The organism is Pseudomonas sp. GL-R-19 (genome assembly GCF_019956375.1).
In the GTDB taxonomy this organism is placed as follows: domain Bacteria; phylum Pseudomonadota; class Gammaproteobacteria; order Pseudomonadales; family Pseudomonadaceae; genus Aquipseudomonas.
On the sequence record NZ_JAHBDJ010000033.1, the window covers coordinates 253,132 to 277,563 of the forward strand.

Consider the following 24,432-nt stretch of genomic DNA (forward strand, 5'->3'; position numbering starts at 1 on the left):
CAGGGGTTTGCGGTGTTTTTAGTCGTCCGTGTTGGGGTCCAGGTCCGGGAACATCACCTCGGTGAAGCCAAACTTGCTGAAGTCGGTAATGCGCGACGGGTACAGGCGGCCGATCAGGTGATCACACTCATGCTGCACCACCCGCGCGTGGAACCCTGAGGCAAAACGCACGATAGGCTCGCCCTTGGGGTCGACGCCTTCGTAGCGAATCTGCTGGTAACGCTGCACCGCGCCGCGCAGTCCGGGTACCGACAAACAGCCTTCGAAGCCCTCTTCCAGAATCGGACTCAGCGGTGTGATCAACGGGTTGATCAGGATCGTCTGCGGCACGGCCTCGGCATCCGGATAACGCTCGCTGTGCTCGAAGCCGAAGATCACCAGTTGCAGGTCGACGCCGATCTGTGGAGCAGCGAGGCCAACGCCCCCCACACTTTCCATGGTCTGGAACATGTCATCGATCAGTTGCCACAACTCGGGGCTGTCGAACATTTCGGCCGGCACCGGCGGGGCAATGCGCAGCAGGCGCTCGTCGCCCATTTTCAGAATTTCACGAATCATGATCAGGTTTCATCGATGGTCGGTTTGTGTGAGTGATCGCGGCCCAGCCCCGACACGTGGTGCTTTTCCTCATGGACGGGACCATGCTCGCCAGCTACTTTTTCGCCAGGGTCCTTGCCCTCTCGCGACATGTGCTCGATCACCGCGTTCATCTCCGCGCCCAGCAGCAGCACCGCTGCGGAAATGTAGAAGTACAGCAACAGCACGATGATCGCCCCGATACTGCCATACATGGCGTTGTAGTTGGCGAACTCCTTGACGTACAAACCGAAGCCCAGGGAAGCGATGATCCACACCACCACCGCCAGCACCGAGCCTGGGGTGATGAAGCGGAATTCCTGTTTGACGTCGGGCATGACGTAGTAGATCAACGCCACTGCGACCATCATCAGAATCACGATCACCGGCCAGCGCGCGATGGTCCAGAGCGTGACGATAAAGTTCTCAAGGCCGACTTGCGCAGCGATCCACTCCATCACCTGCGGCCCGAGCACCATCAGCGCTGCGGCGATCAGCAGCATGCCGGCAATGCCGACGGTGTAGATGATCGACAACGGAAAGCGTTTCCACAGCGGGCGCCCTTCAACCACGTCGTAGGCAGCGTTCATCGCGCTCATCATCAGCCGCACACCGGCGGACGCGGTATACAGCGCAATCACGATACCCACCGAGAGCAAGCCACCCTTGGACTGCTGAAGCTGGTCGATCACCGGGTTGACCTGTTCCAGCGCCTGGGGCGGCAGCACCAGTTCCGATTGCAGGCGCAGCCAGGAGAAGAAATCCGGCAGGTGCAGGAAGCCGATCAGGGCAATCAGGAACAGGATGAACGGAAACAGCGAAAACAGCATTTGATAGGCCAGCGCCGAGGCATAGGTCGACATCTCGTCGGCGATGAACTCGGTGACCGTGCGCATCATCACACGGTGCAGGGGCAAGCCTCTCATGTCCGGGAAAATCATTCGCGTCTCCATTCGCCGCATACGGATTTGGGTGGAAGTCGTGGCGACTCAGGGGCCGTTTTCTTTCATCAAGGTAGCCCAGTTGGCGACTTTGAAACAAATTCAGCGTGCAAGTTCAGGCTGACACAAAAACGGCCATCTGCAGATGGCCGCGTCTTCTTTTCATTAAAGGCATTTCGATGCAGGAAAGTCGTTACACAAGGTTGACCGGGGGCTTTTGCAGGGAGTTTCATTAATTTTCACCACGACATTTCATCGTTCAGTGCAGGTTGCGCTTTATGTTTGCGGGCCAACCCCTGAGAATGCGCAACACATTCAGGCCTTGGCGCTGAAGATCCAATCCCGTAGGAACGTTATGAAACTCGATAAAAAGCAGGCCATTGCCCGCAGAAACCAGGAACTCGGCGGTGCTGTGCTTGGCGTCAACAACTGCCACTTCGCCGAACTGAACCGTAACCGCAACATCTGGTGGTTCGACCTCCCGGTGACGCGCCTGGCCGTGGGTCAGTACGAGTGGATTCACCTGCTGATGCACACACCGGACACCGACGAGCTGCTGCACCTGAAAGTGCCGACCGTGTTCCTGCGCGAGAAGCTCGAAGGCCTGGTGGTGCGTAATGAAGGCAAGCGCAAGGCTGCATTGAGCCTGGAACTGAGCGCCGACAAGGACTCCTTCCTGCAAGACATGCGCCCGACGGGCACCAACGTCAACTTCGCGCCGTTCCGCTTGTAGGAGCGAGCTTGCTCGCGATGATCGTTAACGATAACGCGTGTTTATTGGTTAAACGCAGCGCTCTTGAGTCCATCGTCGGAACGCCGCCCGGAGCAAGCTCGCTCCTACAGATACATACAAAAAGCCCCGCATCTGCGGGGCTTTTTGTTTTACGCGGTAGCTTTCTTCGCGTTGATCTTCTTCAGCTCTTCATCGCGCAGTTCACGACGCAGGATCTTGCCGACGTTGGTGGTCGGCAGTGCATCGCGGAACTCCACGGAGCGCGGGACTTTGTAGCCTGTGACGTTGGCGCGCATGTGCTCCATCACCTGTTCCTTGGTCAGGATCGCCCCCGGCTTGGCGACGATGAAAATCTTGATCGCCTCGCCCGACTTCTCGTCCGGCACACCGATGGCCGCGCATTGCAACACACCCGGCAGGGTAGCCAGCACGTCTTCGAGCTCGTTCGGGTACACGTTGAAACCGGACACCAGGATCATGTCTTTCTTGCGATCGACAATGCGCATGTAGCCATCGGGCTGGATCAGCGCGATGTCACCGGTCTTCAACCAGCCTTCGCTGTCGAGGATTTCATCGGTGGCTTCCTGGCGCTGCCAGTAGCCTTTCATGACCTGTGGGCCTTTCACGCACAGCTCGCCGATTTCGCCCATCGGTTGTTCGACACCGGCATCGTTGATGACTTTGCACAGGGTCGACGGCACCGGAATGCCGATGGTGCCGATCTGGATGTTCTGGATCGGGTTGACCGTGGCCACCGGGCTGGTTTCGGTCATGCCGTAGCCTTCGCAGATGGCGCAACCGGTCACCGCTTTCCAGCGTTCGGCCGCGGCCAATTGCAGGGCCATGCCGCCCGACAAGGTGACTTTCAGCGCGGAGAAGTCCAGTTTGCGGAACCCTTCGTTGTTGCACAGGGCCACGAACAGGGTGTTCAGGCCGACAAAGCCGCTGAACTTCCACTTCGACAGTTCCTTGACCATCGCCGGCAGGTCACGCGGGTTGCTGATCAGGATGTTGTGGTTGCCGATCAGCATCATCGCCATGCAATGAAAGGTGAACGCATAGATGTGGTACAGCGGCAGCGGTGTGATCAGGATCTCGCAACCTTCATTGAGGTTGGAACCCATCAGCGCCTTGCACTGCAGCATGTTCGCCACCAGGTTGCGGTGGGTCAGCATCGCGCCCTTGGCCACGCCGGTGGTGCCGCCGGTGTATTGCAGCACCGCGACATCACCGCTGGCCGGATTGGCTTCCGCCACTGGCTGGCCCAGGCCCTTGCTCAGCACGTCATTGAACTTGACGGCTTTTGGCAAGTGATAGGCCGGCACCATCTTCTTCACGTACTTGATGACGCTGTTGATCAGCAAGCGCTTGAGCGGCGGCAGCAGGTCGGCGACTTCAGTGACGATCACGTGCTTGACGCCGGTTTTCGGCACCACGATTTGGGCCAGGTGCGCCATGTTGGCCAGGCAGACCAGGGCCTTGGCACCGGAGTCGTTGAATTGGTGTTCCATCTCCCGCGCGGTGTACAGCGGGTTGGTGTTGACCACGATCAGCCCGGCGCGAATTGCACCGAAGACGGCTACCGGGTACTGCAACACGTTGGGCAATTGCACGGCGATTCGATCGCCAGGCTGCAAGTCGGTATGCTGTTGCAGGTAAGCGGCAAACGCACCGGACAATTCGTACAGTTCACCGTAGGTGAGTGTCCTGCCCAGGTTGCTGAATGCCGGCTTGTTGGCGAAGCGTTGGCAGGATTGCTTCAACACTGCCTGAATATTCGGATACTCGTCTGGATTGATGTCTGTAGCAATCCCAGCTGGGTACTTATCCTTCCAAAAGTCTTCGATCATGGAAGCCCACTCCTCAGCAACGCGAATTCAGCACCGCATTTGATGCGATTATTATTGGTGTTTGGTCATTGGTGAATCTGGCTGATAGAAGGCCGAGAAGTCACAAAGCGCGCCGAGAGTAGCAGCTTTGCCGAGGGTCGACTAGAGCCAAAATAGGCCTCTACGGTCACAATTGTGACTCAAGACTAGCGATTGGTCATTTTAGAGCAAAAATTCTATTCATCCCCGAAAGCCCCGAAAATCGGGGCTTTCGCGCTAAAACTGTAGGAGCGAGCTTGCTCCGGGCGGCGTTCCGACGAAAAACGTCCGGACAACGCGATCATTCAAACAGGGCGCGTTATCGTTGACGTCCATCGCGAGCAAGCTCGCTCCTACAGGGGATCGGTCATTCACCGGTCAGGCGATATCACGCAATTCCCGCCGCAGGATCTTGCCCACCGGCGTCATCGGCAGCGACTCACGCAGAACAATGTGCTTCGGTACTTTGTACGCCGTGAAGTTTTCTTTGCAGTAAGCCTTCAACTCTTCAAGGCTGACCCCCGCTTCACGGGCCACCACAAACAGCTTCACCGCCTCCCCCGACCGCTCGTCGGGCACACCGATGACCGCGCAGTTGGCGACTTTCGGGTGTGCCATCACCACGTCTTCGATCTCATTCGGGTACACGTTGAAACCCGAAACAATGATCATGTCCTTCTTGCGATCGACGATGCGCACGAATCCGTCCGGGTCGATCACCGCGATATCACCGGACTTGAACCAGCCCTCGGCATCCAGCACTTCGGCCGTGGCATCAGGTTTTTGCCAGTAGCCCTTCATGATCTGCGGGCCTTTGATGCACAACTCGCCGCGTTCTCCCAAAGGTTGTTCGACGCCGTCATCACTGATGACTTTCAGCGCGGTGCCCGGCACCGGCAGGCCGACCGTGCCGATCCGCGATTGGCTGCCGTAGGGGTTGGTGCAGGCCACCGGCGAAGTTTCGGTCAGGCCGTAACCTTCGGTGATACGGCATCCGGTCAGTTGTTCCCAACGCTCGGCGGTTGCCTTGACCAGCGCAGTGCCGCCGGAGTTGGTGAGCTTGAGGCTGGAGAAGTCCAGGGTCTTGAAGTCCGGGTGATCCATCAGCGCGACGAACAGCGTGTTGAGCCCCAGCAACGCCGAGAACCGCCAGTTCTTCAGCTCCTTGATGAAGCCGCCGATGTCACGCGGGTTGGTGATCAGCACGTTGTGGTTGCCTGTCACCATCATGCACATGCAGTTCGCCGTGAAAGCATAGATGTGGTACAGCGGCAGCGGCGCGATCATCACCTCCTGGCCTTCGCGCAGCAGCGGCTGGCCGTCGCTGGCCGACTGGCTGAGACAGGCCCGCGCCTGTTGCATGTTCGCCACCAGGTTGCCGTGGGTCAGCATCGCGCCCTTGGCAAGGCCCGTGGTGCCGCCGGTGTATTGCAGTACGGCGATGTCGTCAAGGCCGACCTTCAGCGGCTTGATACCCAGGCCACGGCCCATGCGCAGCGCACTCTTGAAGGAAACGGCCTGGGGCAAGGAATAGTCCGGGACCATCTTCTTGACCTTGCTCACCACGGTGTTGACCAGCCACCCCTTGGCAGTGGGCATCAGGTCGCCCATCTTCGCTTCGATCAGGTACTGGATATCGGTGTCGGGCAGCACTTCCTGGACTTTCTGGCCGAACATGTTCAGGTACACCAGCGCCCGGGCGCCGGAATCCTTGAACTGGTGGCGCATTTCCCGCGCGGTGTACAACGGGTTGGTGTTGACCACGATCAACCCGGCGCGCAAGGCACCGAACACGGCGATCGGGTAATGCAGGACGTTGGGCATCTGCACCGCGATGCGGTCACCCGGCACCAGATCGGTGTGGGCTTGCAGGTAGCCGGCGAAGGCAGCGCTCTGACGCTCCAGTTCGGCGTAGGTCAGGGTCACGCCCATGTTGCTGAACGCCGGGCGGTCAGCAAACTTCTTGCAGGAACGCTCGAACACCTCGATCACCGACTTGTAGGTTCCCAGATCGATATCCATGGGCACGCCGGCCGGGCGTTTGTCATTCCAGAAATCAGGTTGCATTGTTCTTGTCCTCTTTACCTGAATCTATCCCGGGCCACTTTTCTGTCATTTTTCAAAAAAAAATGCAAAAAGCGGAGCTTCACGGACACTAGCAGTTATGACGTAGCAGGCAAATATGCCCACGGCCGTCATTGACCGTATGAATCTTCTTGCCGTGGCGTAGGCTGATCAGACGCCCAGCCAAGGATGCGCTATAAACTGCAACGAGCTGTTTGCGACCAGGCAGCCTCATGCAAAGGAACCGCCATGATCCATGACACTTTCTGGCTGACCACGAGCGACCACAGCCGCCTCTTCGTCAACCAGTGGCTTCCCGACGGCAGCCTCAAGGCAATGATTCTGCTGGCACACGGCATGGCCGAACACAGCGGTCGCTATGGTCCCCTGGCGGAAAAACTCTGTGAACAGGGCTATGGCGTGTGCGCGCCGGACCTGCGTGGACATGGCAAAACTGCCGAAAACGGGACGCTCGGGCATTTCGCCGATGACGATGGCTGGTGCAAGGTCGTGAGCGACCTGGCCTGCCTCAACCAGCACATCGGCCAGCAGTACCCTGGCGTGCCGATCGTGCTGTTGGGTCACAGCATGGGCAGCTACATCGCCCAAGGCTATCTGCTGCACCACAGTGCCAGCCTGCACGGGGCAATCCTCAGCGGCTCGAACTTCCAGCCCGTGGCGCTTTATCGCGCGGCCCGGCAAATCGCCCGTTTCGAACGCCTGCGCCAAGGCCGCAAAGGACGCAGCGCATTGATCGAATGGCTGTCGTTCGGCTCGTTCAACAACAAATTCAAACCGGCACGCACGCCGTTCGACTGGCTCAGCCGTGATCCGGCGCAGGTCGATCTGTACGTCAACGACCCGCTCTGTGGTTTTCGCTGCACCAATCAACTGTGGATCGATTTGCTCGGCGGCTTGCAGCAAATCAGCAAAGCGTCCAATCTCGCCCAGATCGACCCGGGCCTGCCGTTGCTGGTGATTGGCGGCGAATGTGATCCGGTGAGCGAAGGCAAACGTCTCAAGGATCTGGCCGACGCGCTGCGGGCGGCTGGCAGCCAGCACCTGCAACTGACCGTTTACCCACAGGCGCGGCACGAACTGTTCAACGAGAGCAACCGCGATGAAATCATCGCCGATGTGCTGAACTGGATCGCACAGGCCTTGAGCACTCCTCGGCCGCACCGATCCGAATAGTTTTTTGTGGATTTTTTAATTCGTTACAGGAATCGAGACAGATGACCCAGGTTACCAACACCCCTTACGAGGCCCTCGAAGTCGGCCAGACCGCCAGTTTCAGCAAGACCGTTGAAGAGCGTGACATCCAGTTGTTCGCCGCGATGTCCGGCGATCACAACCCGGTGCACCTGGATGCCGACTACGCCGCCAGCACCATGTTCAAGGAGCGCATCGCCCACGGCATGTTCAGCGGTGCGTTGATCAGCGCAGCGGTCGCCTGCGAACTGCCTGGGCCGGGGACTATCTATCTCGGCCAGCAAATGAGCTTTCAGAAACCGGTGAAGATCGGCGACACCCTGACCGTGCGCCTGGAAATCCTGGAAAAACTGCCGAAATTTCGCGTACGCATTGCCACCCGCGTATTCAACCAGCGCGATGAACTGGTGGTGGATGGCGAGGCGGAAATCCTCGCGCCACGCAAGCAACAGAGCGTGACCTTGACCACGCTGCCGGCGATCAGCATCGGCTAACTCTCTGTGGCGAGGGGGCTTGTCGCAATGCCTGTATTTTCCAGACTGACCGAATCAAGACGATCGATCGATGAATCCTGAAAAGCTCGAACTGCTGATCACCCGCGAGATGCCCTTCGGCAAGTACAAGGGTCGAATCATTGCCGACCTGCCCGGCCCTTACCTGAACTGGTTCGCCCGGGAAGGTTTCCCCCATGGCGAGTTGGGTGGCCTGCTGGCCCTGATGCAGGAAATCGACCACAACGGTTTGTCGGACTTGCTCGAACCGCTGCGCGCCAAACACGGCAAACCGGCTCCGCGCCACTGAACACCTACCGAGTGCCCCATGCCCGACAACACCCGCCGCGCCCGTGATGAAACCTTCTGGAAAACCTTTGCCGACCGCTACGATGTCGAACCCGGCCCGCTCAACCTGGAGAACGGTTACTTCGGGCGCATGTCGCGCACGGTGGTCGAGGAATACCAGCGCAACATCGAGCTGATCAACCGCAGCAATTCGGTCTATGTGCGCCAGCGCTTCGAACAGGGCGACAGCCTGAAGATCCGCGCGCAACTGGCCAGGTTGATCGGCGTACCCGCCGACAGCATCGCCCTGACCCGCAACGCGTCGGAAGGTTTGCAGTCGCTGATCCGCAACTACAACCGGCTGCAGCCCGGCGATCAGGTACTGGTTTGCGATCTGGAATACGACACGGTCAAAGGCGCCATGCGCTGGCTGGCGCGTCATCGCGGTGTTGAAGTGATCGAGATCGAACACACCCACCCGGCAACCTTCGACAGCCTGCTCAATACCTACCGCGAAACCTTCGCACGACACCCACGGCTGAAGCTGATGGCCCTGACCCACGTCACCCATCGCACGGGCCTGGTGATGCCGGTGCAGGCGATTGCAGTCGCGGCAAAGGAACACGGCATCGACGTCATCCTCGACGGTGCCCATGCCCTCGGTCAGTTCGAATTCGACCTGGCCGAGTTCGGTATCGCCTTCGCCGGCTACAACCTGCACAAGTGGATCGGCGCACCGCTGACGCTCGGCTTTATCTACATCGACCCCGAACGCCTGGCCGATATCGACCCGGACATGGGCGAAATGCATTTTCCACCCACTGACATTCGCGCCCGTACCTCGTACAGCACCCCCAACATCCCGGCGCTGCTGACCCTGCCGCTGGTGCTCGAAGAACATTGGGCGATGGGGGGTGCTGCGGCCAAGGGTTCTCGGCTCAACTACCTGCGCAACCTGTGGGTCCGCCCCGTGCGCGAACTACCGGGCATCGAAGTCCTGACCCCGGACGACCCGCGACTGTACTGCGGCATCACGTCCATGCGTTTCATCGCACAGACCGATCAGCAGGCGATGGTCGAGCGGCTGCTCAAGGACTACAACCTGTTCACCGTGGTACGCACTGGCGCGGCGTGCGGCCCGTGCATCCGCATCACTCCGGGACTGACCACAACCGCCGAGCACATGACGCGGCTGACCACGGCGCTGACGCAATTGTGCTGACCTGTAGGAGCGAGCTCGCTCGCGAAAAACTTCCAGGCACCGCTGGCTATCGGGTTCCCGCGTTATCGTTCACGACCATCGCGAGCGAGCTCGCTCCTACAGGTATTAATTGCCTCAACTTTTCGCGGGCAAAAAAAAACGGTGCGCCGACCAAGCGCACCGTAAAGCCGTAGAACACACAACGAAGTGTAGGGTGAAGCGATCAGTCCAGCAGCGCCAAAGCCTCGGCGGTGCATTCCTGAATGCGGGCCCAGTCGCCGTTCTTGATCCACTCCGGATCGAGCATCCAGCTACCGCCCACGCACATGACGTTTTTCAACGCCATGTAGCTCTTGATATTGGCCGGGCCCACGCCGCCGGTCGGGCAGAATTTCACTTCGCCGAACGGGCCGCCCAAAGCCTTGATAGCCGCAACGCCGCCGCTGACTTCGGCCGGGAACAGCTTGAAGCGGCGATACCCCAGGCCGTAGCCTTCCATGATGCCCGAGGCATTGCTGATGCCCGGCAACAGTGGAATCGGGCTGGCGACGCTGGCTTCCAGCAGGTCACGGGTGATGCCCGGCGTGACGATGAATTGCGAGCCGGCCGCTTCCGCCGCTGCCAGCATGTGGCGATCGAGCACGGTGCCAGCACCTGTCACCAGCTCCGGACGCTGCTCGCGCAGGATCTGGATGGCCTTGAGGCCGAATTGCGAACGCAGGGTCACTTCCAGGGCCGTCAGGCCACCGGCCGCCAGGGCGTCGGCCAACGGCAGAACGTCTTGCTCGCGGGCGATGGTGATCACCGGCAGGATCCGCGCTTTCGCGCAGATGCTGTCGATCAGGGCAACTTTGTCCGCCATGGAAACGGTCGGGGATGGGTTTGTCATAGCGGCTGTTCCTTGGCTCATGGGCACCAGTAAATCTCTAACGTGGGTTGCAGAAATGCGCGCACCGGCATTTCGGTGACATCGTCACCGGCCAGCGCGAAACTCAGGGTGGTCAGCTTGGACGAACCGGAAATCGACAGAATTTTATGTTTGGCCGAGGCCAGTAGCGCCCGGCTCATGGTCAGGCGCTGATGCGGCACGGTCGGCGCCAGCATCGGCCAGCAACGACGAGTGCCGTCGACTTTCAAGGCCTCGTCAAGGTTCGGGCTGTTGGGGAACAGCGATGCGGTGTGGCCGTCATCGCCCATGCCGAGGATCAGCACGTCGATCACCGGCAATTCGGACAACAAACGGTCGGCCTGCTCGGCCGCCTGTTCCAGGTTGGCACTGGCGCTGTACAGGTTCAGGAATTGCGCCTTGGCCGCCGGGCCTTGCAGCAGGTAACGCTTGATCAGGCCGGCATTACTGTCGGCGTGCTCCACCGGCACCCAGCGCTCATCGGCCAGGCTGATCACCACGTTCGACCAGTCCAGCGTCTGTTTGGCCAGGTGCTGGAAAAACGCCACCGGGCTGCGGCCACCGGAAACCACCAGGGTCGCAGTGCCCTGGTCTTCGATCGCGTCGCTCAGTTTTTTCGCCACGTTCAGCGCCAGGCTTTCAGCCAGCAGCACCGGGCTCTTGAACGCATGGGCGCTGACGCCCTGCGGCAGTTTCAAATCAGATATCGCCATACCACGACCTCCCGTCCCGCGTGATCAGAGCAATGGAGCTCATCGGCCCCCAGGACCCGGCCGCGTACGGCTTGGGCGCATCACCGGATTTTTTCCACCCGGCGATCAACTGGTCACACCAATTCCACGCGGCTTCGATTTCATCTTTACGGACAAACAGGTTCTGATTGCCGCGCATCACTTCCAGCAACAACCGCTCGTAGGCATCGGGAATCCGTGCGCTGCTCCAGGTGTCGGAAAAATTCAGCTGCAACGGACCGCTGCGCAGCTGCATGCCTTTGTCCAGGCCTTGATCTTTGGTCATCACGCGCAAGGAAATGCCTTCGTCCGGCTGCAGGCGGATAATCAGCTTGTTGCTGATTTGCAGGCGCTGCTCGGGAGCGAAGATGTAGTGCGACGGTTCCTTGAAGTGGATGACGATCTGCGACAGCTTCTGCGGCATGCGCTTGCCGGTACGCAGGTAAAACGGCACGCCGGCCCAGCGCCAGTTGCGGATGTCAGCGCGCAGGGCAACAAAGGTTTCGGTATTGCTCTGGGTGTTGGAGTTAGGTTCTTCCAGGTACCCCGGCACTGCTTTGCCTTCGCTGTAGCCGGCGATGTACTGGCCGCGCACTACCTGGGTGGTCAGGCCTTCCGGGCTGATCGGCGCCAGGGCCTTGAGCACTTTGACCTTCTCGTCGCGGATGCTGTCGGCGGACAGGTCGGCCGGCGGGTCCATGGCGATCAGGCAGAGCAGTTGCAGCAGGTGGTTCTGGATCATGTCCCGCAGCTGGCCGGCCTTGTCGAAGTAACCCCAGCGGCCCTCGATGCCGACCTGCTCGGCCACGGTGATTTCCACGTGGGAAATGTAATTCTGGTTCCACTGGGTTTCGAACAGGCTGTTGGCGAAACGCAGGGCGATCAGGTTCTGGACGGTTTCCTTGCCCAGATAATGGTCGATGCGGTAGGTGCGGTTCTCCGGGAAGAACTGCGCCACGGCGTCGTTGACCTTGCGCGAGGATTCCAGGTCCGAACCGATGGGCTTTTCCAGCACCACGCGGGTGTTTTCTGCCAGACCGACCTTGGCCAGGTTCTCGCAAATCGCGCCATACACGGCGGCCGGGGTCGCAAAGTAGGCGATGACCCGCTGCGCACTGCCGGCGGACTCGGCCAGGGCCACATAATCTTCGCCGTTGAGGAAGTCGACGTGCAGGTAGCTCAGGCGTGCCAGGAAACGCTCGACCACGGCTTCGTCCAGCTCTTTGGCACCGACATAACGGCGCAGCTCAGAGGTGATGAACGCCAGGTGTTCCTGCTCGCTGCCAGCCTCACGGGCCAGCGCGATGATGCGCGTGTCCTCGTGCAAGAGGCCTGCACCGTCGAGTTGATAAAGGGCAGGAAACAGTTTGCGTAAGGCCAGGTCGCCAAGGGCGCCGAACAAGGCAAAGGTGCACGGTTCAACCGTAATCGAGAGCATGATGTTTGTTCTTTTATCAAGTTAAGCTACAAATACCTTTTTTTAAGGCATCACTCAAGGGAAAATGTAGTAATAACCACAACATTTTCGCAAAATACAGATTGCGAGTGGTGGTCGGTCGGAGCCATCAGTAGGATAGGCCACCGTTACGGGCCTCACCAAAGGCCCTTTTTGCATTAGCCGCGCGCTTATCGGTGCCGGTGAATCAAGGATACTTATATGGACCGCGTGCGAAATTTACTGGAGCAAATCCAGAATCGCCTTGAAGAGCTGAACAAGGCCGAACGCAAAGTCGCCGAGGTGATCCTGCTCAACCCGCAGCAGGCCACCCGCTTCAGCATCGCCGCCCTCGCCCAGGCCGCCTCGGTCAGCGAACCGACGGTCAACCGTTTCTGCCGTTCGTTCGGCGTCAGCGGCTACCCCGAGCTCAAGCTGCAACTGGCCCAGAGCCTGGCCAGTGGTGCCGCGTACGTCAGCCGTGCAGTGGAAGCCGACGACAATCCGGAGGCCTACACACAGAAGATCTTCGGCAGCGCCATTGCCTCGCTGGACAGCGCCTGCCAGGCACTGGACCCGAACCTGATCAGCCGCGCCGTCGACCTGCTGATCCAGGCGCGGCAAATCCACTTCTTCGGCCTCGGCGCCTCGGCCCCGGTGGCACTGGATGCGCAGCACAAGTTCTTCCGTTTCAACCTGGCCGTCACGGCCCACGCGGATGTGCTGATGCAGCGCATGATTGCCTCGGTGGCCCACACCGGCGAATTGTTCGTGATCATTTCCTACACCGGCCGCACCCGCGAACTGGTGGAAGTGGCGCGCATCGCCCGGGAAAACGGCGCCTCGGTGCTTGGCCTGACCGCCGAGAACTCGCCACTGGCCAAGGCCAGCACCCTGAGCCTGAACATTCCGCTGCCGGAAGACACCGACATCTACATGCCGATGACGTCGCGGATCATCCAGCTGACCGTGCTGGACGTGCTCGCCACGGGCATGACCTTGCGCCGGGGCGTGGATTTCCAGCCGCATCTGCGCAAGATCAAGGAGAGCTTGAATGCGAGCCGGTATCCGGTGGGGGATGAGTTCAATTAGGACGCTTCGCGTAAAAGATCGCAGCCTCGTTCCACTCGACAGCTCCTACAGGTATACGCGCTTGTGTAGGAGCTGCCGAAGGCTCGGGCCGCGTTCGGACGATCTTGATCTTCTTTACACCCCCACCCGCGCCTGCAAACTCAAATGCGCCCGCTCCCCGGGCGCAAGGCACAGGCTGTCGGTGCCGCCGCTCGCGGCTTCGACACAGACAAATTCGGATATCTCGTTCCAGGTCACCCCAAGCAATGGCCGCGAGCCGGGGTGCCACACCACCGTGTCGGCCTTATCCCCCGTATCGATGCACAAAGCCCGCTGCCAGGCGTGGTCGTTGAGCTGCAATTCGCCGTCGTGCTGGAACACCCGCTGACATCCGCCGTCCACGCGCAACTCGCCTTCCTGCTGACAGGCCTGCCGGCTCAACTGGTCGTAACCCTGCGCACCTTCGAGCCCAGACAGCGCTATCTCACTCACATCGCCAATACGCCAGTAGGCGTGCAAAGCCTGGCTCAACTGGCACGGCATGTCGTCCTGATGCTCGGTGCTCAGGCGCAGCTCCATGCGCTCACCCAAGTGGGCGTGCAAGTCCACCTGCCAGTCGCACAACTTCAGCTGCCAGTGCAATCGCACGCCATCGTCGTCACTGTTGCTGTCGAGCAGCTTCCAGTCGAGCAAGCGCGCCCAGCCATGGGACGGCCAGGCATTTTCGCTCGGATGCCGGCCATACCACGGCCAACACACCGGCACGCCGCCGCGAATGGCGCCGACCTGCGGCCATTTGGCCGCGCACCACAGCCAGGGTTTCTGGCCCGTGGGCTGGAAGTGCAACAACTGCGCCCCCTGACGGCTGAACACCGCCTGACACAGCGGATGATCGATCACCAGCACATCGCGCACCTGATAGCGCTCCCACGCAAACACCGGACGTTCGCGCAAGGATTTGAAGAAGCGTTGTAGCGGATGCTCAAGCATGTGCCACGGTCCTGAAAATCAACTGTCACCGGGGTGCGCGGCCCACAAAAAAAAGCGGACAGCCATGGCTGTCCGCAAATATGCGCACATTGAGAGAAGCTTATCGCAGACGCGTCAGAACACCGACTGAATTTTCAGGCCGGCCACCAGCGCGTTGTCGACTTCATCCACGCCACCCGGGTGTGTGACGTATTGCAGGTTGGGACGCACGGTCAGCCAGTTGGTCACGTGGAAGCCGTAGTTGATCTCGTAGTTGTATTCGGTTTCACGAATGGGTGAGAACAGCGGATTTTCGTATTCCGAAACACCATTGGCCGCGTTGGTCAGCTCGGCGTTTTTCTTCACGTCATCGTTGACATGGATACGGGCGAAACCGATGCCCATGTCATCCTTCGGACGTGCGTCGAACGGGCCCTTGTACACGAACATCAGCGACTGGTAGTTGTCGACGACGTTAGTGTCCTTGTCGTGGAAGGTGGCGTTGGCCGCGATGTTCAGACCGCGAGAAGCGTCACCGTTGTGACTGGTGAGTTGCTGCTGCGCGACGAACCAGTAGCCGTGCTTGCTATCGTGGACGCGAAAAGGGTTGCCGGTGGTCGCTGCGTCCTGGCCGTTATCGTCTTTGAGAACGTCATCGGCAGGGGCTGTGCTTTTGTAGTAACCGACACGGTATTCACCCGGCAGGCTGTTGACCTTCGGCGACCAGACCAGTTCGACCGGCAGCACGGTGCCCGCAGTACCGCTGCCGCTGAGTTTGAAGCCGTTGCCGTGTTCCAGTTGCGACGGGTTCTGGTTGTACGCACCAATCTGAGCGTAGAGCTCGTCATTGATGTTGTACTTCACGCGGATCGCCGCCTGGCTGACAGGCCAGTTGAACCAGACGTTGGTGGCCCAGTTACCCACTTGGGATCCGCAGAACGCCAGGTTCTGGAATTCGCACGGGAAGGTGTTGAAGTCTTCACCTTCACCGAAGTAACCGGCTTTGACGTCCAGTTTGTTGTCGAAGAACTGATGCTGAATCCACAACTGGGTCAAACGCACCATATGGCCACGACCGAAGACTTCCTGGGAGGAGCTCAAGGTGCCGGCACGCGGATCGCCGATACGGTCGTTGGAGATGTTCTCACCGTTACGGTTGGTGAGCTGGATCTTGGCCTGGGTGTTATCCCAGCCGAACAGCTTCTCCAGGTCCAGCGCCGCGCCCAGGCCGAACTGATCGGCGTAGCGCGCGGTCTTGTCATCGTTGAAACCGCCATGGAGGTTGCCGCCGACTTCTCCGACGTAATCCATCTTGATGTCGATGCCTTGCTCGATCAGCTTGGTACGCTCGCCACCCCAATCGCCCGTCATCCACTTGGAGTCGGAGCTGAATGCTTCATCGGCCATCGCATTGCCGGCCAGAACCAGTGCTGCCGCTGCTGAAACCTGGCAGATCAACCGGGCCTTGTTCTTCATCTTCATCCCTACTTCCTCGTTTTATTGTTATTAACTTTTCTTCTTTAACGCGGTTACATCAGTTGCGACGCACGACAGGTCGCGCATCACGAATCCCCCCTGTAGGAGCGAGCTTGCTCGCGATGGTCTCAAATGCACCGCGTTCACCCAGACGGTGCACGTCATCGTTAACGTCCATCGCGAGCAAGCTCGCTCCTACAGTTTTGATCTTCAGCGGCCTTTGAATCGGGCCACGTTGTCAGTGTGCGCCTCGGCTTGCGGCACGCCGGCCACCCCCAGTCGCTCCCCACTCTTGGCATCGAACAACAGCACTTTCGCCGGATCGAATTGCAACGTCAGGGTCTCGCCCACCGCCGGCGCCACGTCCGGTGCCAGTCGGCAGCAGACCTTGGTGTCGTTGAGGTTGACGAAGACCAGGGTGTCGGGACCGGTCGGTTCGGTGACCTGGACTTCGGCACGAATGGTCGGCAAACCGTTCGCTTCGCCGTTGGCCAGGATGATCTGCTCAGGGCGCATGCCGAGGATCACTTCGCGGTCTTCGAGACCGGCGTCCTGCATGCCCAAAGGCAACTCGCAACGGGCCTGGCCGCTGTCGAGCAGCGCGACCAGACGACCGTCCTTGCGCTGCAGGCGCAGCGGGATGAAGTTCATTGGCGGCGAACCGATGAAGCTCGCCACGAACAGGTTGGCCGGGTTGTTGTAGATGTCCTTCGGCGTACCGAACTGCTGGATGATCCCGTCCTTCATCACCGCCACTTTGTCGCCCAGGGTCATGGCTTCGATCTGGTCGTGGGTCACGTAGACCGTGGTGGTTTTCAGGCGCTGGTGCATCAGTTTCATTTCGGTGCGCATCTCGACCCGCAGCTTGGCGTCGAGGTTGGACAGCGGCTCGTCGAACAGATAAATCTTCGGCCGCCGCGCCAGCGCACGGCCCATCGCCACACGCTGCTGCTGGCCACCGGAGAGTTGGCCGGGTTTGCGGCTGAGCAGGTGTTCGATCTGCAACAGCTTGGAAACCCGAGCGACTTCTTCGTCGATTTCGGCGGTGGGCATCTTGCGGATCTTCAGGCCGAAGGCGATGTTGTCCCGCACGCTCATGGTCGGGTACAGCGCGTAGGACTGGAACACCATGGCGATGTCGCGATCCTTGGGGCTCATGCCGCTGATGTCGGCGTCGTCCACCAGGATTGCGCCGCCGCTGATGGTTTCCAGGCCGGCGATGCAGTTCATCAGCGTGGATTTGCCGCAGCCCGACGGGCCGACCAGGATCAGGAATTCCCCGTCATCGATTTTCAGTTCGATGTTTTTCAGGGTGTCCGGCAAACCGGCGCCGTAGGTCTTGTTGACGTTGCGTAATTCGAGAGTTGCCATGTTCTACCCCTTGACCGCGCCGGACGTCAGCCCACGCAGGAAATACTTGCCAGCGAATATGTAGACCAGCAGTGTCGGCAGCCCGGCGATCATCGCGGCGGCCATATCAACGTTGTATTCCTTGGCCCCGGTACTGGTGTTGACAAGGTTGTTCAGGGCCACGGTAATTGGCTGGGCATCGCCACTGGCGAAGACCACGCCGAACAGGAAGTCATTCCAGATCTGGGTGAACTGCCAGATCAGGCAGACCATCACGATCGGGATCGACATCGGCAGCAGGATTTTCAGGAAGATCGTGAAAAAGCCCGCGCCATCGAGCCGCGCCGCTTTGACCAGCGCATCCGGAATGCTCACGTAGTAGTTGCGGAAGAACAGCGTGGTGAACGCCAGGCCGTAGACCACGTGCACCAGCACCAGACCAGTGGTGGTGTTCGCCAGCCCGAACTTGCCGAGGGTGAACGAGGCTGGCAACAGCACGGTCTGGAACGGCAGGAAGCAGCCGAACAGCAACAGGCCGAAGAACAGTTGCGAACCACGGAAGCGCCACATCGACAGCACGTAGCCGTTCATCGCACCGATGAAGGTCGAGATCAGCACCGCCGGCACGGTGATCTTCACCGAGTTCCAGAAGTAGCCGCCGACCACGTCCCAGGCCTTGATCCAGCCGATGCCGTCGATCACGGTCGGCCAGCTCAACAGGTTGCCGGTACGGATGTCTTCCGGGGATTTGAAACTGGTCAGCAGCATCACCACCAGCGGGATCAGGTACACCGCCGCTGCCAACAGAAGGGTGGCGTAGATCGCGATACGGCTGAAGCTGAGCGATGGTTTGCCGAGTTGATTAGTCATGGCGTTTGCCTCGCAGCTCGGAGTACAGGTACGGCACGAGGATGGTCAGCACGGCGCCGAGCATCAGCATGGCGCTGGCCGAACCGATGCCCATCTGGCCACGGCTGAACGTGAAGGAATACATGAACATCGCCGGCAGGTCGGAGGAGTAACCCGGACCGCCCGCGGTCATCGCCGCGACCAGGTCGAAGCTCTTGATCGCAATGTGCGCCAGGATCATGAAGGCGCTGAAGAACACCGGGCGCAGGCTCGGCAGGACGATCTTCAGGTAGATGGTCGGCAGGCTCGCACCATCGACCTGGGCGGCACGGATAATCGACTGATCGACACCGCGCAGGCCGGCAAGGAACATCGCCATGACAAACCCGGAGGCTTGCCATACGGCGGCGATCACCAGGCAGTAAACCACTCGATCCTGATCCACCAGCCAGTCGAGGCGGAAGCCTTCCCAGCCCCAGTCCCGCAGCATCTTGTCCAGGCCCAGGCCCGGGTTGAGCAGCCATTTCCACGCGGTACCGGTGACGATCATCGACAGCGCCATCGGGTACAGGTAGACGGTGCGGATGAAGCCTTCCTTGCGAATGCGCTGGTCCAGCAGCACGGCGAGGAACACGCCCAGCACCAGGCTGATGCCGATGAACATGCCGCCGAACAGCGCCAGGTTCTTGCTCGCGACCCACCAGCGGTCGTTGTCCATCAGGCGCATGTATTGCTGCAGGCCGACCCACTTGTAGCTCGGCATGAAGCTGGAGTTGGTGAAGGACAGTATGAACGTCCAGATGATGTAACCGTAGAAGCCAACCAATACGATCAGCATGCTCGGCGCGAGTACCAACTTGGGTAGCCAGCGTTGCAGCGCATCGAACGGTGAGGCTTTGCTGAAAACCGCCACAGAGCTCATCGGGATAATCCAGGTTTAGATGTAAGGATCGGAGTGCGATCCCTTGTGTAGGAGCGAGCTTGCTCGCGATGGAGTGTCAGAAACATCTGAGTAGCTGACACACCTTCGCGAGCAAGCTCGCTCCTACATAGGGGGCGCTCGGTGTCAGGGATTACTGGGCCGCTTTGACAGCCGAGGCCAGTTGGGCGCTGGCCTTGGCCGGGTCAGCATCCTTGTCGTTCATGAAGTTGGTGACCACGTCGAAGATCGCACCCTGCACGGCCAGGGAAGTGGCCATGTTGTGCGCCATGCTCGGTTGCAGGCCGCCGGTCTTGTCGTCAGCGATGAAGTCCTTCGCCGACTTCTGCGCGCACTCGTCGAAGCCGAGCTTGTCCATTTCGTTCAGCATGTCGTTACGTACCGGGATCGAACCCTTGTTCATGCTGAAGACTTTCTGGAAGTCGGTGCCCAGCGCCACTTTGGCCAGGTCTTGCTGGGCAGCGATGTCGCCCTTGCGATCGGCTTTGAGCTTGAACACCGCCAGGGAGTCGATGTTGTAGGTGAAGGCTTTTTCGGTGCCCGGGAACGCTACGCACAGGTAGTCCTTGCCGGCGACTTTCTTCGCCGCAGTCCACTCGCTTTTCGCCCAGTCGCCCATCATCTGCATACCGGCCTTGCCATTGATGACGTCGGCGGCGGCGATGTTCCAGTCACGACCGGCGCGGTTCGGGTCCATGTAGCCGGTGATCTTTTTCAGCTCAGCGAACGACTGGGTCATCTGCGGGCCGGACAGGGTTTTCTGGTCCAGGTCGACCAGGGCTTTCTTGTAACCGTCAGCCCCCATGACGGAGAGCACCACGTCTTCGAACACGGTGCTGTCCTGCCAAGGCTGACCGCCGTGGGCGAGCGCGATGAAGCCTGCGGCTTTGAGCTTGTCGCCGGCGGCATAGAACTCTTCGAGGGTCGTCGGGGCCTTTTCGATCCCGGCTTTCTTGAACACTTGCGGGTTGATCCACAGCCAGTTGACGCGGTGGATGTTCACCGGCACGGCGACGTAGTCACCTTCGTACTTCACGGTGTCGGAGACCTTCTTCGACAGCAGGCCATCCCAGTTTTCCGACTTGGAGACTTCTTTCAGCGCGTCGGTGCTGAGCAGGCCAGTGCTGCCCCACTCCTGGATATCCGGACCTTTGATCTGCGCGACGCCCGGCGGGTTGCCGGCTACGGCGCGACTTTTGAGTACGGTCATGGCCGTGGAACCGCCGCCACCGGCGACTGCACCATCCTTCCAGGTGAAGCCGTCTTTTTCGACTTGAGCCTTCAGGACATCGACCGCTGCTTTTTCACCACCGGAGGTCCACCAGTGAACGACTTCAACGGAACCTTTGGATTCGGCGGCAAGCACACTGAGGGGGAGCGCAGACAGGGAAGCGAGAGAAATGACAGTAGCGAGGCGAGAAATCGCATTCATCCAGGAGCACCTTTCTTGTTGTTATGCATGCAAGTCTATTGCTTGCGCTGCATAGGAGTTTAAACAGGGGATATCCCCTCGCAGGTAACGAAGGGATGCGCGAATGTCACCGCATGGTTACATAGAACCGCTCTGGGACAACTGCGCCAGCGCCGTGGCCATGCTCGGTGCCAGCGCCAGGCGCGGAATCAGCACGGCTTGCCAGGCGTGGTAAAGGTCAGGTTTGCCGGGCCAGATATCGGCACTCGGGCGGTTTTGCGGGTTGAGTTCGTGATGCCAGCTGCCGCCTTCGCGGTCGATGAAATGACTGTCACAAAATTCCCAGAACAGTCGGTACCAGTGCTCGTACTGCTCATCGCCAGTACGTTTGAGTAGCGCACTGGCGGCGGCACTGGCCTCGCAATGGGTCCAGTGCAGGCGATGGCGGACCACCGCTTTGTTGTCCCAGTCCAGGGTGTAGACAATCCCCGGCGCGCCATCGATGTTCCAGCCGTGACGGCAGTTGTGCTCGAAAAGTTTTTGCGCGTCGGTGACCAGCCAGCCCGGCGTGAGCATCCCCGCTCTCACCCGCGAAGCTTCGAGATGCAGCAACAATCGCGCCCACTCGAATCCATGGCCCGGGGTGGTGCCGTAGGGGCGGAAGCCGTCGGCCGGATTGTCGCGGTTGTAGTCCCGTAGCGGCTGCCAGTCGCGGTCGAAATGCTCGATCACCAGGTAATCGTTGGCTGCGGCATGACCATGGATCACTCGCTCGACAATCCGTTGGGCACGGCTCAGCCAGCGGTTGTCTTCAGTGACATCGGCCAGGGCGAGGAAGGCTTCGGTGGCGTGCATGTTGCTGTTGGCGCCTCGGTACGCCTCCTCCTCGCTCCAGTCGCGGTTGAAGGACTCGCGCAGCGTGCCCTCCTCCTCACTCCAGAAATATGTGTCGATGATGTCGATCGCATCATCGAGCAAGGCTTGTGCACCGGGACGTTGCGCGACCACCGCAGAACTTGCCGCCAGCGCCACGAAAGCATGCAGGTAGGCATTCTTGCCGGTGTTGCCATCGCGATGTTCGGCGGCCGCGAACCAGCCGCCATGCAGCGCATCACGCAATGGCCCGCGCAGCGCCGCAACGCCGTGATCGACCAGCTCGGCAAAACCCGGCAAGCCCTGAATATGGGCCATGGCGAAGCTGTGGGTCATGCGCGCGGTGTTCATGGTGTGGGCTTGCGCATCAGCCGCAAGGCGACCCTTTTCATCGAGATTGCCGAAGCCTTCAGGCAGCTTCGAAGCCTTGGCGAAGGCCAGCAGGCGCAAGCCCTCGGTGGCGAGCCATTGCTGATGGGCAGGTGCGTTCAGCCAACTGCTGAAGGCCGGTTGGAAGGTGTCCATGGCGTACCTTTTTTGTTGTTATGACTGTGGGGCAGCATAAACAACAGACGAAGGCGGGCTTGTAACGAAGGGGGTGGGTTATGTCACCGAGTTGTGACAAACACAAAGCAAGATCAAAAGATCGCAGCCTGCGGCAGCTCCTACACCGATCTCTGTAGGAGCTGCCGCAGGCTGCGATCTTTTGACCTTCTAATCGGCAGAGCGCGGTAACTGCAGGGTCACCCGCAATCCGCCTTCACGCAAATTCTGCAGACTCACCTCACCGCCATGGCTATGGGCAATGTTGCGGGCAATCCCCAACCCCAACCCATAACCCTGCTGCTGCCCGGCCAGACGGAAGTGCGGTTCGAACACCTGCTCCAGCCTCTGCTCCGGCACGCCCGGCCCTTCATCATCGACGTGCAGGACGAACGCGCTTTCGTCGTCATCGATATGCAGGTGCGCGTTCTGCCCGTACTTCAACGCGTTATCGATCAGGTTGCCGATGCAGCGCTTGAGCGCCAGCGGTTTCCCCGGATAGGCCGCCAGCGCCCGCCCCTGCTGGGTCACGCGACCGTTACCGTTCGGCGCGAGATAGGGCTCCACCAGGCAGTCGAGCACATGGTTGAGGTCCACCGGCTCGATGTTCTCGTGGATATCGGTGTCTTTCACGCATTGCAGCGCGCCCTTGACCAACAATTCGAGCTCGTCCAGGTCACGCCCGAACTTGGTTTGCAATGTTTCGTCTTCGAGCAATTCGACCCTCAGGCGCAAACGGGTGATCGGCGTGCGCAAGTCGTGGGAAATGGCGCTGAACAACTGGCTGCGCTCGGTCAGGTAACGACTGATGCGTTCGCGCATGGTGTTGAAGGCGCGCCCGACCTCGACCACTTCGCTGCCCCCGCCTTCGGCCACTGGTTCCACATCAGCCCCCAAGGACAGGTCCCGCGCCGCCCGCGCCAGGCGCTTGAGCGGACGACTCTGCCAGTGCACCAGCAGGCCAATGAACAACAGCAAAAAGCTGCTGGTCAGGACGATGAACCACACCTGCTGCGCTGGCAGGCCCTGCTCTTCAAGACTGGTGTAGGGCTCGGGCAACAGCGAGGCGATGTAAAGCCATTCGCCCGGCGCCATCTGGATCTGCGTGACCAGTACCGGCGGATTCACCGGCTCCAGGGTCAGCGCGTAGTGCGCCCAGGAGCGTGGCAACTCATCGAGCTTCAGGCCGCCATTGAAGATGCGCAGGTCTTCCGGACTGACGAAGGTCACCGAGATGACCGTGTCCTGGCCGAGAGACTGGCGCAGTACTTCATCCACCGCTTTGAGCACCGCCTCTTTGCGCGGGGTGATGGGCAGCACTTCCATGCCCAGGGGTTTGTCGTTGAGCGTCACCACGAACCGGGTGCCACCCATGCTGCGCAACTGGTCGAGCACCAGCGGCCGGTACGCCACCGGCAACGAACGGAAATAACTGACGCTGGCGGTCATTGAATGGGCCAGGCTGCGGGCGCTGGTGACCAGGCCCTCGAGCTGCGTGGCACGCAGTTGCGATACCCAGATCACGCTCGACAACGCTTGGGCGAACAACACCGCCAGCAGGGTCAACAGCAACATCCGCCCGAGCAGCGAACGCGGCATCGGCACCTTGGCGGCGAGCTTGCGCAACAGCTTAGTGGCCATTGCTGGCAACCACATTGGCTGCTAGTTGGTAGCCACTGCCGCGCACGGTGCGAATCAGCCGTGGCGGTTTTTCGGTGTCGCGCAGGCGCTGGCGCAACCGGCTGACTGCCATGTCGACGATGCGATCGAGGGGCATCAAATCGCGGCCACGGGTGGCGTTGCCGATGGTATCGCGGTCGAGGATTTCCTGCGGGTGATCGAGGAACAGCTTCAGCAGCGCGAAGTCGGCGCCCGAGAGAATCACCTCTTCGCCATCGATGTGAAACAGCCGATGGCTGACCATGTCCAGCCGCCAGTCATCGAAGGCCAGCACCTCACCGCCACTACGCTCCTGACCGAACTGCGCGCGGCGCAGCAATGCCTTGATCCGCGCCTGCAACTCCCGTGGGCTGAACGGCTTGCCGAGGTAATCGTCGGCACCCAGTTCCAGGCCGATGACGCGGTCGGCTTCGTCGGAACTGGCAGTGAGCATGATGATCGGCACCTGTGCCTGGCGTGGATGCTGGCGAACCCAGCGACACAGGCTGAAGCCGTCTTCGTCGGGCAGCATCACATCAAGGATCACCAGATCGGCCGGCGCGTCGTTCAGCGCCTGGCGAAAACCGGCGCCATCGGCGGTGGCCCGCACCTGGAAACCGGCGCGGGTCAGGTAGGTGTCCAGCAACTCGCGTATCTCTTGATCGTCATCGACCAACAAAATCGACTTGTTGACTGAGCTCACGGGCGGCGTCCTTATTGTTTGAATTGGGCGGATTATGCCTTATGCGCTGATTTTACAAACACTACAGAACCACTGTAGGAGCGAGCCTGCTCGCGATGGACGTGAAGGCGCCGCGTGCATTCAGAAAGCACGCGTTATCGT

The 24,432-nt window shown here is 60.2% G+C and carries 22 protein-coding genes; 6 read left to right on the forward strand and 16 right to left on the reverse strand.

Annotation, left to right across the window (positions count from 1 at the left end; all coding sequences use genetic code 11):
• Positions 1-18: 18 nt before the first annotated feature.
• Entirely contained in the window at positions 19-558 is a 540-nt protein-coding gene (gene def / locus KGA83_RS18485) for a peptide deformylase (RefSeq protein ID WP_223530467.1), read from the reverse strand.
• Positions 559-560: 2 nt separating this feature from the next.
• Positions 561-1,517, reverse strand: a complete 957-nt coding sequence (locus KGA83_RS18490; RefSeq protein ID WP_108215144.1) for a YihY/virulence factor BrkB family protein — start codon at positions 1,515-1,517, stop codon at positions 561-563.
• 355 nt (positions 1,518-1,872) lie between these two features.
• Between KGA83_RS18490 and KGA83_RS18495 the strand changes: the two genes are divergently transcribed.
• On the forward strand, positions 1,873-2,250 hold the full coding sequence (locus tag KGA83_RS18495) for a hypothetical protein (protein ID WP_108215143.1): 378 nt from the start codon (positions 1,873-1,875) through the stop codon (positions 2,248-2,250).
• Between the two features lie 149 nt (positions 2,251-2,399).
• Here the strand turns inward: KGA83_RS18495 and fadD1 are convergent, their stop codons facing one another.
• Positions 2,400-4,100 carry a long-chain-fatty-acid--CoA ligase FadD1 gene (fadD1, locus tag KGA83_RS18500; protein ID WP_108215142.1) on the reverse strand — a complete coding sequence of 567 codons (1,701 nt, stop codon included), beginning with the start codon at positions 4,098-4,100 and terminating at the stop codon, positions 2,400-2,402.
• Positions 4,101-4,496: 396 nt separating this feature from the next.
• Positions 4,497-6,185 carry a long-chain-fatty-acid--CoA ligase FadD2 gene (gene fadD2, locus KGA83_RS18505; RefSeq protein ID WP_108215141.1) on the reverse strand — a complete coding sequence of 563 codons (1,689 nt, stop codon included), beginning with the start codon at positions 6,183-6,185 and terminating at the stop codon, positions 4,497-4,499.
• A gap of 246 nt (positions 6,186-6,431) precedes the next feature.
• Between fadD2 and KGA83_RS18510 the strand changes: the two genes are divergently transcribed.
• The 4 genes from KGA83_RS18510 to KGA83_RS18525 all read left to right on the forward strand — a co-directional run bounded on the left by KGA83_RS18510 (position 6,432) and on the right by KGA83_RS18525 (position 9,395).
• Entirely contained in the window at positions 6,432-7,376 is a 945-nt protein-coding gene (locus tag KGA83_RS18510) for an alpha/beta hydrolase (RefSeq protein ID WP_218427154.1), read from the forward strand.
• Between the two features lie 41 nt (positions 7,377-7,417).
• Positions 7,418-7,888, forward strand: coding sequence for a MaoC family dehydratase (locus KGA83_RS18515; protein ID WP_108215139.1), 471 nt, complete (start codon positions 7,418-7,420; stop codon positions 7,886-7,888).
• Between the two features lie 70 nt (positions 7,889-7,958).
• A complete protein-coding gene (locus KGA83_RS18520; protein WP_003227425.1) occupies positions 7,959-8,195 on the forward strand; it encodes a DUF3820 family protein in 237 nt (78 codons plus the stop codon).
• Between the two features lie 18 nt (positions 8,196-8,213).
• A complete protein-coding gene (locus KGA83_RS18525; RefSeq protein ID WP_223530468.1) occupies positions 8,214-9,395 on the forward strand; it encodes an aminotransferase class V-fold PLP-dependent enzyme in 1,182 nt (393 codons plus the stop codon).
• A 202-nt stretch (positions 9,396-9,597) separates the two neighbouring features.
• Here KGA83_RS18525 and KGA83_RS18530 read toward each other — a convergent pair whose 3' ends face one another.
• From KGA83_RS18530 to zwf, 3 genes are read right to left on the reverse strand one after another with little or no spacing between them, the layout of a single operon-like run.
• The gene (locus KGA83_RS18530) at positions 9,598-10,263 is read right to left on the reverse strand and encodes a bifunctional 4-hydroxy-2-oxoglutarate aldolase/2-dehydro-3-deoxy-phosphogluconate aldolase (protein ID WP_008050561.1); all 666 of its coding nucleotides are present in this window, start codon (positions 10,261-10,263) and stop codon (positions 9,598-9,600) included.
• A gap of 17 nt (positions 10,264-10,280) precedes the next feature.
• Entirely contained in the window at positions 10,281-10,994 is a 714-nt protein-coding gene (gene pgl, locus KGA83_RS18535; RefSeq protein WP_223530470.1) for a 6-phosphogluconolactonase, read from the reverse strand.
• Positions 10,981-12,450 carry a glucose-6-phosphate dehydrogenase gene (zwf, locus tag KGA83_RS18540; protein WP_108215136.1) on the reverse strand — a complete coding sequence of 490 codons (1,470 nt, stop codon included), beginning with the start codon at positions 12,448-12,450 and terminating at the stop codon, positions 10,981-10,983. Before zwf ends, pgl begins: the two co-directional genes overlap by 14 nt.
• 228 nt (positions 12,451-12,678) lie before the next feature.
• Between zwf and KGA83_RS18545 the strand changes: the two genes are divergently transcribed.
• Entirely contained in the window at positions 12,679-13,539 is an 861-nt protein-coding gene (locus KGA83_RS18545) for a MurR/RpiR family transcriptional regulator (protein ID WP_170948639.1), read from the forward strand.
• 114 nt (positions 13,540-13,653) lie between these two features.
• Here the strand turns inward: KGA83_RS18545 and KGA83_RS18550 are convergent, their stop codons facing one another.
• The 9 genes from KGA83_RS18550 to KGA83_RS18590 all read right to left on the reverse strand — a co-directional run bounded on the left by KGA83_RS18550 (position 13,654) and on the right by KGA83_RS18590 (position 24,291).
• Positions 13,654-14,508 carry a D-hexose-6-phosphate mutarotase gene (locus KGA83_RS18550; RefSeq protein WP_223530471.1) on the reverse strand — a complete coding sequence of 285 codons (855 nt, stop codon included), beginning with the start codon at positions 14,506-14,508 and terminating at the stop codon, positions 13,654-13,656.
• A 114-nt stretch (positions 14,509-14,622) separates the two neighbouring features.
• The gene (locus tag KGA83_RS18555; protein WP_108215134.1) at positions 14,623-15,969 is read right to left on the reverse strand and encodes a carbohydrate porin; all 1,347 of its coding nucleotides are present in this window, start codon (positions 15,967-15,969) and stop codon (positions 14,623-14,625) included.
• Between the two features lie 204 nt (positions 15,970-16,173).
• A complete protein-coding gene (locus KGA83_RS18560; protein ID WP_108215133.1) occupies positions 16,174-17,334 on the reverse strand; it encodes an ABC transporter ATP-binding protein in 1,161 nt (386 codons plus the stop codon).
• 3 nt (positions 17,335-17,337) lie between these two features.
• Positions 17,338-18,183 (reverse strand): carbohydrate ABC transporter permease, encoded by an 846-nt coding sequence (locus KGA83_RS18565; RefSeq protein WP_108215132.1) that lies wholly within the window; start codon positions 18,181-18,183, stop codon positions 17,338-17,340.
• Positions 18,176-19,084 (reverse strand): carbohydrate ABC transporter permease, encoded by a 909-nt coding sequence (locus tag KGA83_RS18570; RefSeq protein ID WP_008032969.1) that lies wholly within the window; start codon positions 19,082-19,084, stop codon positions 18,176-18,178. The genes KGA83_RS18565 and KGA83_RS18570 overlap by 8 nt, the downstream gene beginning before the upstream one ends.
• A 151-nt stretch (positions 19,085-19,235) precedes the next feature.
• Entirely contained in the window at positions 19,236-20,534 is a 1,299-nt protein-coding gene (locus tag KGA83_RS18575) for an ABC transporter substrate-binding protein (protein ID WP_108215131.1), read from the reverse strand.
• 117 nt (positions 20,535-20,651) lie between these two features.
• Complete coding sequence (locus KGA83_RS18580; RefSeq protein ID WP_223530472.1) at positions 20,652-21,911, reverse strand: AGE family epimerase/isomerase; 1,260 nt, start codon at positions 21,909-21,911, stop codon at positions 20,652-20,654.
• A 189-nt stretch (positions 21,912-22,100) separates the two neighbouring features.
• Positions 22,101-23,528, reverse strand: a complete 1,428-nt coding sequence (locus KGA83_RS18585; RefSeq protein WP_223530475.1) for an ATP-binding protein — start codon at positions 23,526-23,528, stop codon at positions 22,101-22,103.
• A gap of 31 nt (positions 23,529-23,559) precedes the next feature.
• Entirely contained in the window at positions 23,560-24,291 is a 732-nt protein-coding gene (locus KGA83_RS18590; RefSeq protein ID WP_108215128.1) for a response regulator, read from the reverse strand.
• Positions 24,292-24,432 lie beyond the last annotated feature (141 nt).

Bases quoted from the DNA above. Each gene is read 5' to 3' on its own strand.
- KGA83_RS18580 (WP_223530472.1), bottom strand. From the start codon at position 21,911: ATGGACACCTTCCAACCGGCCTTCAGCAGTTGGCTGAACGCACCTGCC.
- KGA83_RS18575 (WP_108215131.1), bottom strand. From the start codon at position 20,534: ATGAATGCGATTTCTCGCCTCGCTACTGTCATTTCTCTCGCTTCCCTG.
- pgl (WP_223530470.1), bottom strand. From the start codon at position 10,994: ATGGCGATATCTGATTTGAAACTGCCGCAGGGCGTCAGCGCCCATGCG.
- KGA83_RS18585 (WP_223530475.1), bottom strand. From the start codon at position 23,528: ATGCCGCGTTCGCTGCTCGGGCGGATGTTGCTGTTGACCCTGCTGGCG.
- def (WP_223530467.1), bottom strand. From the start codon at position 558: ATGATTCGTGAAATTCTGAAAATGGGCGACGAGCGCCTGCTGCGCATT.
- KGA83_RS18550 (WP_223530471.1), bottom strand. From the start codon at position 14,508: ATGCTTGAGCATCCGCTACAACGCTTCTTCAAATCCTTGCGCGAACGT.
- KGA83_RS18490 (WP_108215144.1), bottom strand. From the start codon at position 1,517: ATGATTTTCCCGGACATGAGAGGCTTGCCCCTGCACCGTGTGATGATG.
- fadD2 (WP_108215141.1), bottom strand. From the start codon at position 6,185: ATGCAACCTGATTTCTGGAATGACAAACGCCCGGCCGGCGTGCCCATG.
- KGA83_RS18570 (WP_008032969.1), bottom strand. From the start codon at position 19,084: ATGAGCTCTGTGGCGGTTTTCAGCAAAGCCTCACCGTTCGATGCGCTG.
- KGA83_RS18495 (WP_108215143.1), top strand. From the start codon at position 1,873: ATGAAACTCGATAAAAAGCAGGCCATTGCCCGCAGAAACCAGGAACTC.
- KGA83_RS18530 (WP_008050561.1), bottom strand. From the start codon at position 10,263: ATGACAAACCCATCCCCGACCGTTTCCATGGCGGACAAAGTTGCCCTG.
- zwf (WP_108215136.1), bottom strand. From the start codon at position 12,450: ATGCTCTCGATTACGGTTGAACCGTGCACCTTTGCCTTGTTCGGCGCC.
- KGA83_RS18520 (WP_003227425.1), top strand. From the start codon at position 7,959: ATGAATCCTGAAAAGCTCGAACTGCTGATCACCCGCGAGATGCCCTTC.
- KGA83_RS18525 (WP_223530468.1), top strand. From the start codon at position 8,214: ATGCCCGACAACACCCGCCGCGCCCGTGATGAAACCTTCTGGAAAACC.
- KGA83_RS18560 (WP_108215133.1), bottom strand. From the start codon at position 17,334: ATGGCAACTCTCGAATTACGCAACGTCAACAAGACCTACGGCGCCGGT.
- KGA83_RS18515 (WP_108215139.1), top strand. From the start codon at position 7,418: ATGACCCAGGTTACCAACACCCCTTACGAGGCCCTCGAAGTCGGCCAG.
- fadD1 (WP_108215142.1), bottom strand. From the start codon at position 4,100: ATGATCGAAGACTTTTGGAAGGATAAGTACCCAGCTGGGATTGCTACA.
- KGA83_RS18565 (WP_108215132.1), bottom strand. From the start codon at position 18,183: ATGACTAATCAACTCGGCAAACCATCGCTCAGCTTCAGCCGTATCGCG.
- KGA83_RS18510 (WP_218427154.1), top strand. From the start codon at position 6,432: ATGATCCATGACACTTTCTGGCTGACCACGAGCGACCACAGCCGCCTC.
- KGA83_RS18555 (WP_108215134.1), bottom strand. From the start codon at position 15,969: ATGAAGATGAAGAACAAGGCCCGGTTGATCTGCCAGGTTTCAGCAGCG.